This window comes from Ornithinimicrobium carbonis (assembly GCF_050703245.1).
Classification (GTDB): Bacteria; Actinomycetota; Actinomycetes; order Actinomycetales; family Dermatophilaceae; genus Ornithinicoccus.
The window spans coordinates 435,620-448,309 of sequence record NZ_CP192647.1 but is presented as its reverse complement, the minus strand read 5'-3'; the positions used below and the strand labels follow the sequence as shown (position 1 = coordinate 448,309).

The 12,690-nt window shown below is 73.2% G+C and carries 13 protein-coding genes, 1 tRNA gene and 1 pseudogene; 7 read left to right on the top strand and 8 right to left on the bottom strand.

The features are described 5' to 3' along the window. Window positions 1–32: 32 nt before the first annotated feature. Complete coding sequence (locus ACQ95T_RS02275) at window positions 33–689, bottom strand: NUDIX hydrolase (RefSeq protein WP_425939031.1); 657 nt, start codon at window positions 687–689, stop codon at window positions 33–35. Beyond that, window positions 686–1,369, bottom strand: a complete 684-nt coding sequence (gene nth, locus ACQ95T_RS02270) for an endonuclease III (protein ID WP_425940002.1) — start codon at window positions 1,367–1,369, stop codon at window positions 686–688. The genes ACQ95T_RS02275 and nth overlap by 4 nt, the downstream gene beginning before the upstream one ends. Before the next feature lie 151 nt (window positions 1,370–1,520). On the opposite strand from nth, the gene ACQ95T_RS02265 reads away from it, so the two are divergent. Continuing rightward, a complete protein-coding gene (locus ACQ95T_RS02265) occupies window positions 1,521–2,198 on the top strand; it encodes a Crp/Fnr family transcriptional regulator (protein WP_425939029.1) in 678 nt (225 codons plus the stop codon). A 16-nt stretch (window positions 2,199–2,214) separates the two neighbouring features. Here ACQ95T_RS02265 and ACQ95T_RS02260 read toward each other — a convergent pair whose 3' ends face one another. From ACQ95T_RS02260 to ACQ95T_RS02245, 4 genes are read right to left on the bottom strand one after another with little or no spacing between them, the layout of a single operon-like run. Further along, window positions 2,215–3,081, bottom strand: coding sequence for an MBL fold metallo-hydrolase (locus tag ACQ95T_RS02260; protein ID WP_431473480.1), 867 nt, complete (start codon window positions 3,079–3,081; stop codon window positions 2,215–2,217). Beyond that, window positions 3,078–3,974: an NUDIX hydrolase gene (locus ACQ95T_RS02255; RefSeq protein WP_425939025.1), complete on the bottom strand. Its 897-nt coding sequence runs from the start codon at window positions 3,972–3,974 to the stop codon at window positions 3,078–3,080. Before ACQ95T_RS02255 ends, ACQ95T_RS02260 begins: the two co-directional genes overlap by 4 nt. Window positions 3,975–3,981: 7 nt before the next feature. Beyond that, complete coding sequence (locus ACQ95T_RS02250) at window positions 3,982–4,455, bottom strand: RidA family protein (protein WP_425939023.1); 474 nt, start codon at window positions 4,453–4,455, stop codon at window positions 3,982–3,984. 11 nt (window positions 4,456–4,466) lie between these two features. Beyond that, window positions 4,467–4,628, bottom strand: coding sequence for a DUF4177 domain-containing protein (locus ACQ95T_RS02245; RefSeq protein WP_425939021.1), 162 nt, complete (start codon window positions 4,626–4,628; stop codon window positions 4,467–4,469). Window positions 4,629–4,714: 86 nt separating this feature from the next. Here ACQ95T_RS02245 and ACQ95T_RS02240 point away from each other — a divergent pair, with 86 nt between their 5' ends. Both ACQ95T_RS02240 and ACQ95T_RS02235 read left to right on the top strand, forming a co-directional pair. Then, a complete protein-coding gene (locus ACQ95T_RS02240) occupies window positions 4,715–5,488 on the top strand; it encodes an alpha/beta hydrolase family protein (protein ID WP_425939019.1) in 774 nt (257 codons plus the stop codon). A 46-nt stretch (window positions 5,489–5,534) separates the two neighbouring features. Then, window positions 5,535–7,853, top strand: a pseudogene (locus tag ACQ95T_RS02235) (transglycosylase domain-containing protein); the annotation flags it as partial. A gap of 449 nt (window positions 7,854–8,302) precedes the next feature. Here ACQ95T_RS02235 and ACQ95T_RS02230 read toward each other — a convergent pair. Next, the gene (locus tag ACQ95T_RS02230; RefSeq protein WP_425939016.1) at window positions 8,303–8,767 is read right to left on the bottom strand and encodes a GatB/YqeY domain-containing protein; all 465 of its coding nucleotides are present in this window, start codon (window positions 8,765–8,767) and stop codon (window positions 8,303–8,305) included. A gap of 150 nt (window positions 8,768–8,917) precedes the next feature. Between ACQ95T_RS02230 and ACQ95T_RS02225 the strand changes: the two genes are divergently transcribed. The 4 genes from ACQ95T_RS02225 (at window position 8,918) to ACQ95T_RS02210 (ending at window position 11,650) form a co-directional block, all read left to right on the top strand. Beyond that, window positions 8,918–9,904 (top strand): metallophosphoesterase, encoded by a 987-nt coding sequence (locus ACQ95T_RS02225; RefSeq protein ID WP_425939014.1) that lies wholly within the window; start codon window positions 8,918–8,920, stop codon window positions 9,902–9,904. Window positions 9,905–10,008: 104 nt separating this feature from the next. After that, window positions 10,009–10,085 (top strand) — tRNA-Pro (locus ACQ95T_RS02220). Window positions 10,086–10,375: 290 nt separating this feature from the next. Further along, entirely contained in the window at window positions 10,376–11,158 is a 783-nt protein-coding gene (locus ACQ95T_RS02215) for an alpha/beta fold hydrolase (RefSeq protein ID WP_425939012.1), read from the top strand. A gap of 99 nt (window positions 11,159–11,257) precedes the next feature. Continuing rightward, complete coding sequence (locus ACQ95T_RS02210) at window positions 11,258–11,650, top strand: DoxX family protein (RefSeq protein WP_425939010.1); 393 nt, start codon at window positions 11,258–11,260, stop codon at window positions 11,648–11,650. 18 nt (window positions 11,651–11,668) lie between these two features. Here ACQ95T_RS02210 and ACQ95T_RS02205 read toward each other — a convergent pair whose 3' ends face one another. Further along, window positions 11,669–12,502 carry a hypothetical protein gene (locus tag ACQ95T_RS02205; RefSeq protein ID WP_431473479.1) on the bottom strand — a complete coding sequence of 278 codons (834 nt, stop codon included), beginning with the start codon at window positions 12,500–12,502 and terminating at the stop codon, window positions 11,669–11,671. Window positions 12,503–12,690: the final 188 nt, after the last annotated feature.

Below are 12,690 nucleotides of genomic sequence, written 5' to 3'. Positions count from 1 at the left end.
CCGTCACGCCCCTCCCGTCCCGTCCCGACGGTTCAGGCAGGCAGGTCCCGCACCAGGCCGGTGTCCCAGGGTCCGGATACGCCGGCCAGGTCGAGGACGCGGTCGAGGATCCCGGCGGTGAACCCCCACACCAGCAGGCCCTCCACGTCCCAGGCCGGACCGACGAAGCCGCTGGGATGACGGACCAGGAAGCGTCGGGCCGGGTCCACCAGCTCCCCGACCGTGGGCTGCACCACCCGCGCCACCTCCCGCGGGTCCTTGGCCCACAACGATCCGGGGTCCGGCGACCGCCACCACCCCAGCACCGGTGTCACGTCGAAGCCGCTGACCGGGATGTGCAGCGTCGGCAGCTCGGCGAGGACCTCGACGCCGTCCCGGTCCAGGTCGATCTCCTCCCATGCCTCCCGCAGCGCGGTGTCGGTGGGGTGACGGTCCCCGGGCTCGGTGGCCCCGCCGGGGAAGGCCGGCTGGCCCGCGTGGCTGCGCATGCTGTGCGCCCGTTCGGTGATGACCACGCGGGACTCCTCGGGGTCACCACCGGCCGTGTCCGGTCCGAAGAGCACCAGGACGGCGGAGTGCCGACGCCCACCCTCGGGCGGGGGCAGGAAGCGGCTGAAACGGTCCCCGTCCAGGCCCGGGACCGAGCCGGCGAAGGCCCGCAACCACTCCGGCACGGGGTATGCCGTCACGCCCGCGCCTCGGTCCGCACCAGTCGAGCGGCGGCCGCGGGGTCGGTCTCCCCCACCCCGGAGGACGGGCACAGCGACGCCACCGGGCAGGCCCCGCAGGCCGGTCGCCGGGCGTGGCAGGTGCGCCGCCCGTGGAAGATGAGCACGTGCGACAGGTGCGTCAGGTCCCGGCGCGGGAAGAGGCCGCCGACGGCGTGCTCGACCGCCACCGGGTCGGTCTCCTCCGTCCACCCGAGCCGACGGACCAGCCGACCCACGTGCGTGTCCACGGTGAGGCCGGGCACGCCGAAGGCGTCCCCGAGCACGACGTTGGCCGTCTTGCGTCCCACCCCGGGCAGGGTGACCAGGTCCCCGAGCCGTCCGGGCACCCTGCCGTCGAAGCGCTCCACGAGCGCGGCCCCCAGCTTCAGCAGGCTCTCCGTCTTGGCCCGGAAGAAGCCCGTCGGCTGGATGATCGCCTCCACGTCGGCGCGCTCCGCCACGGCGAGCGCGAACGCGTCGGGGTAGCGGCCGAACAGCGTCGGGGTGACCCCGTTGACACGACGGTCGGTCGTCTGAGCCGACAGCACCGTCGCCACCAGCAGCTGGAAGGGGTCGGCGAAGTCCAGCTCGCACCGGGCGTCGGGGTAGTGCGCGGCCAGGACGCGGTAGGTGCGCCGGGCCCGGCGGGTCAGCGCCAGGGAGGACTCGCCGGTGGAGGTGCCCCGCTCGGCGGAGGTGGTCCGGTCACCGGCGGTGGGGGTCTTCGCGCTGCTCACGCTCCCAGCGTAGACGTGACGCGCGACACACCCGCTCACCCGTGACGAGCACCGGTGGTGGCAGTATGTGCACGTGGACCGGCAGATCGTGATGAAGGCGCCCCTGTTCTCGGCCCTCGACGACGAGGCCGCGCGACGGCTCGCCGACTCGATGACCCCCCACCAGCTGGCCCGGGGCGAGGTCGTCTTCCATGAGGGCGACCCCGGGGACTCCCTCTACGTGGTCATCAGCGGCAAGGTGAAGCTGTCGCGCACCTCGGGCGACGGACGGGAGAGCCTGCTCCAGGTGCTCGGCCCGGGCGAGATGTTCGGCGAGCTGAGCCTGTTCGACCCCGGCCCGCGCCTGTCGACCGCCTACGTGGTCTCCACGGCCGACTTCATCTCCCTGGGCAACGACGCGCTTCGGCTGTTCCTGGCGGACCACCCCGAGGTCGCGATGCAGATGCTCGCCGGGCTGGCCCACCGCCTGCGCCGGACCAACGAGGGCATCTCGGACCTGGTCTTCACCGACGTGCCCGGGCGGGTGGCCAAGGCGCTGCTCGACCTGGCCGAGCGCTTCGGCCGTCGCGGCGAGCACGGCCTGCTCGTCGCCCACGAGCTGACCCAGGAGGAGCTGGCCCAGCTCGTCGGAGCGAGCCGGGAGACGGTCAACAAGGCCCTGGCGGACTTCGCCCACCGGGGGTGGATCAGCCTGGGCGCCAAGTCCGTGACCCTCCTCGACGTGGACCGGCTGCGCCGCCGCGCGCGCTGAGGCGCCGCCCCTGCCCTCAGAGCTCGCCGAGGTGGTCCAGCTGGGCCAGGACCGACAGGCGGGCCGCCGGCCACACCGCGCGCGGCACGTCCGCGTAGACCTCCGCCACGACCAGGTCCGCCAGGTCGCGGCCGTCCGTCGACAGGGACGATCGGGCGGGCGTCGTCGACGGGGACGAGCGGGCGGCCCCGTCCGAGAGCCGGGCCACCGCCGCCCGCACCTGGTCCAGCCGCTCGCGCCGGTGGTCCAGGTAGAACTCCACCGTGCCGGCGGCGTCCGGCACCACCGGCCCGTGCCCTGGCGCGATGCTGGTCGCCGCCCCGGACCCGGTCAGGCGGGCCAGCCGCTCCAGGGAGTCCAGGTAGGAGGCGAGGTCCCCGTCGGGATAGGCGACGACCGTCGTGCCCCGGCCCAGGACGGTGTCACCGGTGAGCAGCACCTGCTCGGCGGGCAGCAGGAAGGAGAGCGAGTCGGCGGTGTGCCCCGGGGTGGGCACCACCAGGAGCTCGAGACCGTCGACCTGCAGGTGCTCGCCGGGAGCCAGGTCGTCGTGCCCGCGCCCGACCGCGCGCACCGGCGCCCCCGTCAGCTCCGCCCACCGAGGGGCCGACTCGGCGTGGTCGGCGTGCCCGTGGGTCAGCAGGGTCAGGGCCACCCGTCGGCCCTGCCCGGAGACGTGCGACAGGACCGCCCGCAGGTGGGTCTCGTCGTCCGCGGGGCCGGGGTCGACGACGACCACGTCCCCGCCGCCGGGCTCACCCAGCACCCAGGTGTTGGTGCCCTCCAGGGTCATCGGGGAGGGGTTGGGGCACAGCACGCAGACGGCGCGCTCACCCCACGCGCCCCCCGTCCAGCCGGGGTCGGCGGCCGCGCCCGGTCTCACGGGACCACCGCGGCCGGGACCCCGTGCCCCGCGGCGTCCACCGGGCAGCGCATCCACAGCCGTCCGTCGTGCTCGACCGGCCACGGACGGACCGGGTGGACCGCGACGGGTCCGGCCAGCCAGGCGTCGAGGTCCTGCACCTCGCGGAGCTGCTCGAGCATGACCTGCGTGGGCGGAAGCAGGATCTCCCGTCCCACCTGCTGGTGCTGGAGGACCTCGGCCGGCGCGGACCAGGAGCTCCGCTCGGCCTCGGTGGTCTCCCCGTCCGCCCGCTGCCCCCGGGGCATCCTGGCGGCGAAGAAACGGGTGTCGTAGCGGCGTGGCTCGCACACGGGGGTGGTCCAGTGGGCCCGCAGAGCCATCAGGTCGGTGCGCAGCACCAGCCCGCGACGGGCCAGCAGCTCGCCGAAGCTCTGCGTGCGGTCCAGCAGCGCCTGACGCTCCTGGCGCCAGGAGGGACCAGCCACGTCCGCCACCACCTCGTGCGGGCCCGGGCCCGCGAGCAGGACCCCGCACTCCTCGAAGACCTCGCGCGCCGCGGCGGTGACCAGCTCGCGGGCGACGTCCTCCCCCGTGCCGAGCAGCTCGGCCCACCGGAGCGGGGACGGGCCGGCCCACGGGACGTCCTGGTCGGCGTCCCGGGGGTCGACGCCCCCTCCGGGGAAGGCGACCATGCCCGGCGCGAAGGCCATCGTGGCCGCACGGCGCAGGACGAACACCTCCACCCCGGGTCCGGCGGACGCCTCGCGCAGGAGCATGACCGTGGCCGAAGGACGGGGCCGGGCCACCTGCCGCCGGGCCGGCTCGGTCGCGAGCCAGGCCCGGGAGTGCCCCTCGACGACCTCGGGCATCGGCAGGTCCCGGTAGGGCCGGGGGTCCTCCACGTCCGTCACGACGACGTCAGTCGCGGACGGCGACCGTGATCTCGACCTCGACGGGGGTGTCCATCGGCAGCGTGGCCACGCCGACCGCTGACCGGGCGTGCACGCCGGCGTCGCCGAACGCCGCGCCGATCAGCTCGGAGGCGCCGTTGACGACCTTCGGCTGACCCGTGAACGCCGGGTCGCTGGCCACGAAGCCGACGACCTTGACGACGCGGACGACGCGGTCCAGGTCACCCACGACGGACTTCACCGCGGCGATCGCGTTGAGGGCGCACAGGCCGGCGAGCCGCGCGGCCTCCTGCGGGCCCACCAGCCCCTCGCCCTCGCCGACCTTGCCGGTCGTGGGCAGCGCACCGTCCACGAACGGCAGCTGGCCCGAGGTGTAGACGAGGTCGCCGTGCTGGACGGCGGGGACGTAGGCGGCGACCGGGGCGGCCACCTCGGGGACGGAGTGGCCCAGCTCGGCCAGGCGCTGCTCGACGGTGCTCATGACGTGTCCTCTCAGCCCTTGGGGCGCTTCAGGTAGGCGACGAGGTTGGTGCCGTCCGGTCCGGGCACGACCTGGACCAGCTCCCAGCCGTCCTCGCCCCACTGGTCGAGGATCTGCTTGGTCGCGTGGATGATGAGGGGGACGGTGGCGTACTCCCACTGCTGGATGCTCATGCCTGGACACTACAAGCAGGGACGCCGGACCAGCACCCCGCCGGCGGGCGGGAGGACCGGCCGGGAGGCGGAGGGAGGTGGACGTGGTGACCGGACGCGACGTCCTGGACCGGTGGGCACCGCCGGGGAGGGAGCTGCGGTACGGCCGCGAGGAGCACCAGGTCTGCGAGTTCTTCGACCCGCCCTCCACCGCGCCGTCGGCCCGCGGGCTCGTCGTCCTCGTCCACGGAGGGTTCTGGCGGGCCGAGTGGGACCGGGCGCACCTGCGCCCCCTCGCGCACGCCCTGGCCGAGCAGGGGTATGCCGTCGCGCTCCCCGAGTACGTCCGTTCCGGGATGCCCGGGGGAGGCTGGCCCGGCACGTCTGCCGACCTGCTCACCGCCCTGGCCGCGGTCCGGGCGCAGCACGACCCCGGCGTCCCCGTCGTCCTCGTCGGCCACTCCGCCGGGGGCCACCTGGCCGTCTGGCTCCTCCACCAGCCGGCGGCCCGGGGCGTGTCCGGGGCGGTCAGCCTCGCGGGGGTCCTCGACCTGCGCCTGGCGGCCGGGCTCGACCTGGACGACGGGGCGGTGCAGGACCTCCTCGGCGGCGGGCCGGAGCAGGTCCCCGGGCGCTACGCGGTGGCGGACCCCGCGAGCCTGGGGCGCACGCCATACCCCGTGGTGGTGGTGCACGGGGAGGACGACGCACAGGTGCCGGTGGCGGTGTCCCTGAGCTGGTGGGCCGCGGCCGGGACGGAGGGGAGGGACGAGCTCGTCGAGCTGCCCGGCGTGGACCACTTCGCCCTCGTCGACCCGGAGGCGTCGACCTTCCCCGTGCTGACCTCCGCCCTCGACCGCCTCGCCGACTCCCGTCCGTGACCGCGGTTCCTCGGGGATTTCCAGGATCCTCCCGTACCGTGGTCGGATGCGCTCTGCTCTGTCTGCCGCGAAGGTGACCTCGCTGCTGGGGATCTTCCTCGCCGTGTCCGTGCTGATGGGGGTCATCGCCGCAGGCCTGGCGGCACCCGTCGTCGGCGCCGCCGGCCTGGCCGCGCGGGAGGGCGTCGGCATGTTCGACCGCCTGCCCGGGGACCTGGAGCAGAACCCGCTCGCCCAGCAGTCGCGCATCCTGGCCGCCGACGGATCGATCCTGGCGACGCCGGCGAAGCAGAACCGCATCATCGTCGAGAGCGACGAGATCTCCCAGCACATGAAGGACGCCCAGGTCGCCATCGAGGACGAGCGCTTCTTCGACCACGGCGGCATGGACGTGGAGGCCCTGGCGCGGGCGGTCGTCTCCAACGCGACCACGGACAACACCCAGGGCGGGTCGACCCTGACCCAGCAGTACATCAAGATGGCGCTGCAGGCGGAGGCCATCAAGGAGCAGGACGCCGACGCCCTCCAGCAGCTCAACTCCCGGTCCGGGATGGACGGCTACATCCGCAAGCTGCGCGAGCTCAAGTACGCCGTCACGCTCGAGGAGCGGCTCACCAAGGACGAGATCCTCGTGGGGTACCTCAACCTGGCCTTCTACGGCGACAACGTCTACGGCGTCGAGGCGGCCGCCCGGCACTACTTCGACGTGCGCGCCAAGGACCTCAGCATCGCGCAGTCGGCGACCCTGGCCGGCATCGTGCGCGCGCCCACGACCACCAACCCGGTGGCCGACGTCGAGGTGGCCACCGCCCGCCGCAACACCGTGCTGGACAAGATGGTGGCCCTGGAGATGATCACCGAGGAGGAGTGGGAGGCCGCCCGCGAGAGCGAGATCGAGCTGACGCTGACCGACAGCCAGCGATCGTGCATCAACTCGCGCAACCCCTACTTCTGCGACTACGTCACCGCCTGGCTGCTGCAGCAGCCCGCCCTGGGCGCGACCCAGGACGAGCGGTTCGAGCGGCTGACCACCGAGGGACTGACGATCACCACCACGCTGGACCGCGAGCTGTCGGACGAGCTCGGCGAGATCCTGCGGGAGGCGACCCCCCAGAACGACTACAACGTCGCCTCGGCCGCGACCATCATCCAGCCGGGCACCGGCCACGTGCTCGCCTTCAACCAGTCCAGCGAGTACTCCTTCGACGAGTCGGGGGACAAGGTCAGCAGCACGTCGGTGAACTGGAACGTCGACACCGAGTACGGCGGCCCCGGCGGGATGGAGATCGGCTCGGTGGCCAAGACCTACACGGTCGTGGAGGCGCTCGAGAAGGGCGTTCCGGTCGAGACGACCCTGGAGATCGCCGAACCCGGCCTGGCCGACGAGAACGGCGTGTGGCTGGACAACCCCGAGGACGACGACCCGCCTCAGCCGGAGGGTGAGACCCACCCGGTCGGGGTCTTCCAGAAGGAGGACTTCCAGGAGGACTGCACGATCGGGGAGGACTACTGGACCGTCCGCAACGCCCTGGACCAGAACCACGACCCGGAGATCGAGCTGCGCACGGCGACCGGCCTGTCGGTCAACACCGCCTTCGCCACCCTCGCCTCCCAGGTCGGCACGTGCGACATCGTCGACACGATGACCGAGATGGGCCTGCGGGCCGCCACGGGCGAGGAGTTCAGCCCCTTCCCGCCGTCGATCGTGCTCGGGTCCGACTACGCCTCCCCGATGACCGTGGCGACCTCCTACGCCGCGCTGGCCGCCGGCGGGGTCTACTGCCCCCCGCTGCCCGTGACCAAGATCGTCGACAGCAGCGGTGAGGAGATCCCCCTCGAGACTCCCGGGTGCGAGCGGGTGATCGACGAGGAGGTGGCCCTGGGGACGGTCGAGCTGCTCAAGGAGGTCGTCCAGATGACCGGCTGGGGCTGGACCGCGATCCTGGACGGTGACCGGCCGGCCGCCGGCAAGACGGGGACGAACAACAACTCCAGCCACACCTACTTCGCCGGGTTCACCCCCCAGCTGTCGACCGCCGTCTTCGTGGGCGTGCCCACCGGGGCCGTCCTCGGTGAGGAACGGTCGGACATGCAGATCGGGGACCGCTTCATCGAGGGACCGCTCTTCGGGTCCTCCTTGGCCGCCCCGACGTGGAAGGCCATCATGGAGATGGCGCACGCCGACCTGCCGGTCGAGGACTGGGAGGAGCCGTCCGACGAGATCCTCAACGGCAAGCGGGTCACGATCCCCGACGTGATCGGCATGGACGAGGAGGAGGCGCGCGAGGCGCTGCGCGAGGAGGGGCTCACCGCCTCCGTCCAGCAGGTGGGGTCCAGCAGTCCCGAGGGCACCGTCCTGTACACCACCCCGGGGGTGGGTTCCTCGATCCGGACGACCACCTCGGTGGTGCTGCACGTCTCCAACGGCTTCACGCCCGCTGCTGCTCAGCCCGCGCCCCAGCAGCCAGCGCCGCCCCAGCAGCCGGCACCCCAGCCTGCCCAGCCGGCACCGCCCCAGCAGCCGGCGGCGCCCCCGCCGCCGCCGAGCCAGCCCGACCCGCCCGCCGAGCCCGAGCCCCCCCCGAGGCCGCCGAGCCGCCGCCCGAGGAGGAGGCCGAGCCGGCCCCGGCCCCCGCACCGGCGCCTGCGCCGGAACCCCCGCCCGAGGAGGAGCCGCCCGGTGAGGGGCCCGGTGGTGACGGACCGCCCGGGCAGGACGACGGCTGATCTGAGCACGACGAAGGCCCCCGACATCCGGGGGCCTTCGTCGTCTCTCCGGTGCCGCGGGCACCGGCCCGGAGGGGAGCGGTCGGGTCAGCCGGCGAGCGCCGCCCTGACGGCGGCCGCCACCCGGCCACCCTCGGCCCGTCCAGCGACGCGCGGCTGGACGACCTTCATCACCTGCCCCATCGCCGCCGGTCCGGCGACGCCCAGCTCGGCCACCGCACGGGTGGCGATCTCGGCCAGCTCGGCGTCGTCGAGCTGGGCGGGGAGGTACTCCTGCAGCACCGCCAGCTCGGCCTCCTCCCGCTCGGCGAGCTCGGGCCGACCGGCGTCGGCGTAGGCCTCCGCGGCCTCCCGGCGCTTCTTCGCCTCCTTGCCGACCACGCGCAGCAGCTCCTCCTCGGAAAGCTCGCGGTGCGTCTTGCCGGCGACCTCCTCGGTGGTCACGGCGGTCAGCACCATCCGCAGCGTCCCCGCGCGCACCTTGTCCTGGGAGCGCATCGCCTCGGTGAGGTGGTGCTGGAGGGTCGCCTTGAGTCCGCTCTGCTCGGTCATGGCGCCAGTGTCTCACCGTCGCCGGCCGGATCCCCCGACGTCGGTCCGACCGTGGGAGGGTTCTGCTCCGGTCCGCCCGAGCCCCAGACGCGGTCCGACCGTGGGGCGGTCCTGCTCCGGTACGCGCGAGCCACCTGGGAGGATCGGGGCATGGACGGACGGGTATGGCGCGGGGCCGCCGCGGGTACGGGGCTGGCGGCGGCGGGGGCGGCCTACGCCACCTGGGTGGAGCCCCGGTGGTTCGCCCTGCGCAGGGAGGAGGTGCCCTGCCTGCCGGCAGGAACCGCTCCCCTGCGGGTGCTGCACGTGTCCGACCTGCACCTGGTCCCGCGCCAGTCGGTGAAGCGGGCCTGGGTCAGCCGGCTGGCCGACCTCCGCCCCGACCTCGTCCTGGACACCGGTGACAACCTGGCGGCCCACGACGCCGTGCCCGCCCTGGTGGACACCCTCGGTGGGCTGCTCGACGTGCCGGGCGCCTTCGTGCTCGGCAGCAACGACTACTTCGCGCCGGGTCTGAAGAACCCGCTGCGCTACCTCGACGACAGTCACGAACGCCCGGTTCGGTCCGACAGACCGGTTCCCGGGCAGCACGGCCCGGGGTCGGCCGATCCGGGTGACGGGTCGAGGCTGCCCACGGAGGACCTGCTGGAGGCTCTCACGGGCCGCGGGTGGATCGACCTGACGAACGCGCGGACCCGGCTCGACGTCGCCGGCGTCCGGCTCGAGCTGGTGGGGGTCGACGACCCCCACCTGGAGTACGACGACTATCCAGCGGTTGCCGGGCCTGCCGACGGCGAGGCAGACCTGACGATCGGGGTGACGCACGCGCCATACCAGCGTGTGCTGGACGCGATGAGCAGGGACGGGGCGCGGCTGCTCGTCGCGGGCCACACGCACGGAGGGCAGCTGCAGGTGCCCGGCCACGGTGCCCTGGTGACGAACTGCGACCTCGACACCTCCAGGGCCGCAGGCCTGTCCCGGTGGTGGCCGGGAGCGGGTGCGACCCCGTCGTCCGACGCGCCCGCGGACGCGGCCTGGCTGCACGTCTCCGCCGGACTGGGTGGTAACCCGTACACCCCGTTCCGCTTCGCCTGCCGTCCCGGCGCGACCCTGCTGACCCTGCTTCCGACCTCCTGAGTCCTGTCCGCCGGCCGGCGGCGCGAGCGGATTGGGAGGACACCCCGCCGTGGGTTAGCATTGTCGACGCTGTCCGGCGACGAAGGTCGACGGCTGCACAGCCACGGGGTGTGGCGCAGCTTGGTAGCGCGCTTCGTTCGGGACGAAGAGGTCGCAGGTTCAAATCCTGTCACCCCGACCATGACACGAAGGGCCGTTGACCTGCGGATACGCGGTTTCACGGCCCTTCTGCTTCCCCGTCGTGCCGTGAGCGTGCCTGGAGCTCCGCCGCCCTCAGGCGGCTCGGCGCACCGGGACCCATGTGACCGCCAGGCCGCCAGCGTCCAGCCCGAGCGCAACCGCGGGCAGGTCCCGGCCGTGCTCGACCTGGCCGAGGGTGCGCGTCGATGTGGGGGTTACCGCGCAGGGACGGTGGTGGATCCGGCGAGTGAACCGAACCGCCGTCAGATTAACCCCCGTAACATTCCATCCATGGGTTTGAATCACATTCGGCGTGGCAGCGGCAGCCCGTTGCTGCTGGTACATGGCCTCGGCGCGGGCTGGCGGTCCTGGACCCCGATCCTGGACGGGTTGGCCGCGCAACGCGAGGTCATCGCGGTCGACCTGCCCGGCTTCGGCCAGACCCCACCGCTGACCGGTGAGGTCTCGATCGCGACCCTCACCGACGCGGTCGAGGAGTTCATCCGCGAGCAGGGCCTCGGCAGGGTTTCCACCGCGGGCCAGTCCATGGGTGGCCGGATCGTGCTCGAGCTCGCCCGCCGTGGGGTCGGCGGCGACACCGTCGCCCTGGATCCGGGCGGTTTCTGGACCGACCGCGAAGTCGCCGTCTTCAGCGCCACGCTGCGGCCATCGATCAAGGCCGTCGGCGCGCTGCACAAGGTGCTGCCCACCATGCTGGGCAATCCGGTCACGCGAACGGCACTGCTGGCGCAGTTCTCCGCCCGGCCCTGGGCCCTGTCGGCCCAGACGGTGCTGCCGGACGTGCGCGGGCTGGCAGAGGCGCCGGCCACAGGTCCGGCCATGGACGCTCTGACGAAGGGGCCCAAGCAGGCAGGAGCCCCAGCCGGCACCCTGCCTGGTCGGGCCACCATCGGCTGGGGCCGCCGCGACCTTGTGACCCTGCCCCGACAGGCGTCGCGTGCCGTGGCGGCCTTCCCGGATGCGGCGTTGCACTGGTTCAAGCGGTGCGGCCACTTCCCCCAGTGGGACGCACCAGACGACGCCATCCGACTCATCCTCGACAACACGGCCTGACATCACCGACCCAGCCGGCTGGCTGTCAGAACGCCGGGAGCTGGAGTCTCCGCGTCCAACGAGCGGGTGCTCCCCCTGCAAGAGATGGTGGATCTGCCGATGCACGGCCTTCGGAAGGCCTTCGAGTTCACGCCGACCGGCACCTCCAGCGCGTTCGCCGAGATGGGCGTTCCCGCCGCAGGTCTGGTCGCGTGGTTCACCATGCTGGCCGAGATCATCGGGGGAGCGGCCCTCGTTCTCGGGATGCTCACCCCGGTCTTCGCCCTGATCAACCTGATCAGCATGACCGGTGCGATCATCCTGGTGCCCCTGCCCAACGGCCCCTTCGTCGAGACCGGTGGCTATGGACTCGTCCTGACCATCGCCGCTGCGCTCGTCCCGGTCGCCGCGTTCGGCGCCGGCCGGTGGAGCATCGACGCCCTGATCGCCGGGCCCGCCAACGAGGGCACCACCGCCACGGCGGGATCGCGGGAGCACGCCCACGTCGACTGACGCCTCGTTCACCCCTGTTCACGCGCCTGGTGCGACCTCCTGGTTGCACCGGACGCTCAGGTTTCCGACGATGGCCGTCAGTCGCGTGTTCCAGCGCGCGCCCATCGCTCTTCGCCGTGCCCAGACCCCTGAGCTCACCGCTGCTCTGGTTGGCCATGAGGACCTCATCGACCAGTGTGGCGTAGGTGCAGCCTTACGGGCCACCGTCCGCGAGCACCACGTCCTGCCCCCGCAGGTCGGCCCGGAAGCCGTCGTCCTGGACCTCGACGTCCCGCAGCACCAGGTTCTCCGGGAGCCCCTCGATGGGATGCTCGATGGTGACGAACCGGCGCACGACGGCGGCGACGGCGCGTGAGAGAGCACGTCCGGTCCGCCGATGTCGATGGCCCGCGGTTCCACGACCAGCAACCCGTCCACGACCTCCACGGTGCCCGTCGCGACGGCGGTCAGCTCCCTGCCGAGCACCTCGACGGTCCGCACCACCGAGGCCTGGCCGTCGTCCGCAGGTCGGACCACGGAGTCCCCGCCGAGCTCGGAGGCCACGTCGGCGAACGGCACCGTCGCCTGGACCTCCAGGTCGTCGACGACCAACCCCTCGCCACCGGAGCGCACCCCCCGGCCGACGGCCTGGACGTCCCGGAGGGTCGAGTCGGGAAGGACCACCGTCCCGGCGGCGATGTCCACGTCCGCGAGCCACACCTCCTCGTCCGCGAGGTCGGTGGGCGGCTCCTGCCCTGGTGTCCCGGGGTCCTCCCGGACCGCGGGCGTGGTGGGGGTGCCGGCCTGCTCGCCGGCCGGCGTCGTCACCACCCACCACAGCACGCCGAGCGCCAGCACGATCAGCAGCAGCATCCCCAGGCGCCCGTGGCGATGTCGGTCGCACGTGATCGCGTCATGCCCCCAGTGTGCGGCAGGATCACAGGGGACCGGCTCGACGGCCCTCTGCAGGGCCCCCTGTGGCCCCGGCCCTCGCCGGGCGTGCCGCCGGCCCCGCGGCTATAGTCGGGCAGGTCCGCTATCCGGCCAGATCAGGAGAGATT

Coding starts and splice junctions, on each gene's coding strand:
- ACQ95T_RS02250 (WP_425939023.1), bottom strand. CDS start 4,455: ATGAGCACCGTCGAGCAGCGCCTGGCCGAGCTGGGCCACTCCGTCCCC.
- ACQ95T_RS02245 (WP_425939021.1), bottom strand. CDS start 4,628: ATGAGCATCCAGCAGTGGGAGTACGCCACCGTCCCCCTCATCATCCAC.
- ACQ95T_RS02230 (WP_425939016.1), bottom strand. CDS start 8,767: ATGACCGAGCAGAGCGGACTCAAGGCGACCCTCCAGCACCACCTCACC.
- ACQ95T_RS02225 (WP_425939014.1), top strand. CDS start 8,918: ATGGACGGACGGGTATGGCGCGGGGCCGCCGCGGGTACGGGGCTGGCG.
- ACQ95T_RS02215 (WP_425939012.1), top strand. CDS start 10,376: ATGGGTTTGAATCACATTCGGCGTGGCAGCGGCAGCCCGTTGCTGCTG.
- ACQ95T_RS02210 (WP_425939010.1), top strand. CDS start 11,258: ATGCACGGCCTTCGGAAGGCCTTCGAGTTCACGCCGACCGGCACCTCC.
- ACQ95T_RS02205 (WP_431473479.1), bottom strand. CDS start 12,502: ATGCTGCTGCTGATCGTGCTGGCGCTCGGCGTGCTGTGGTGGGTGGTG.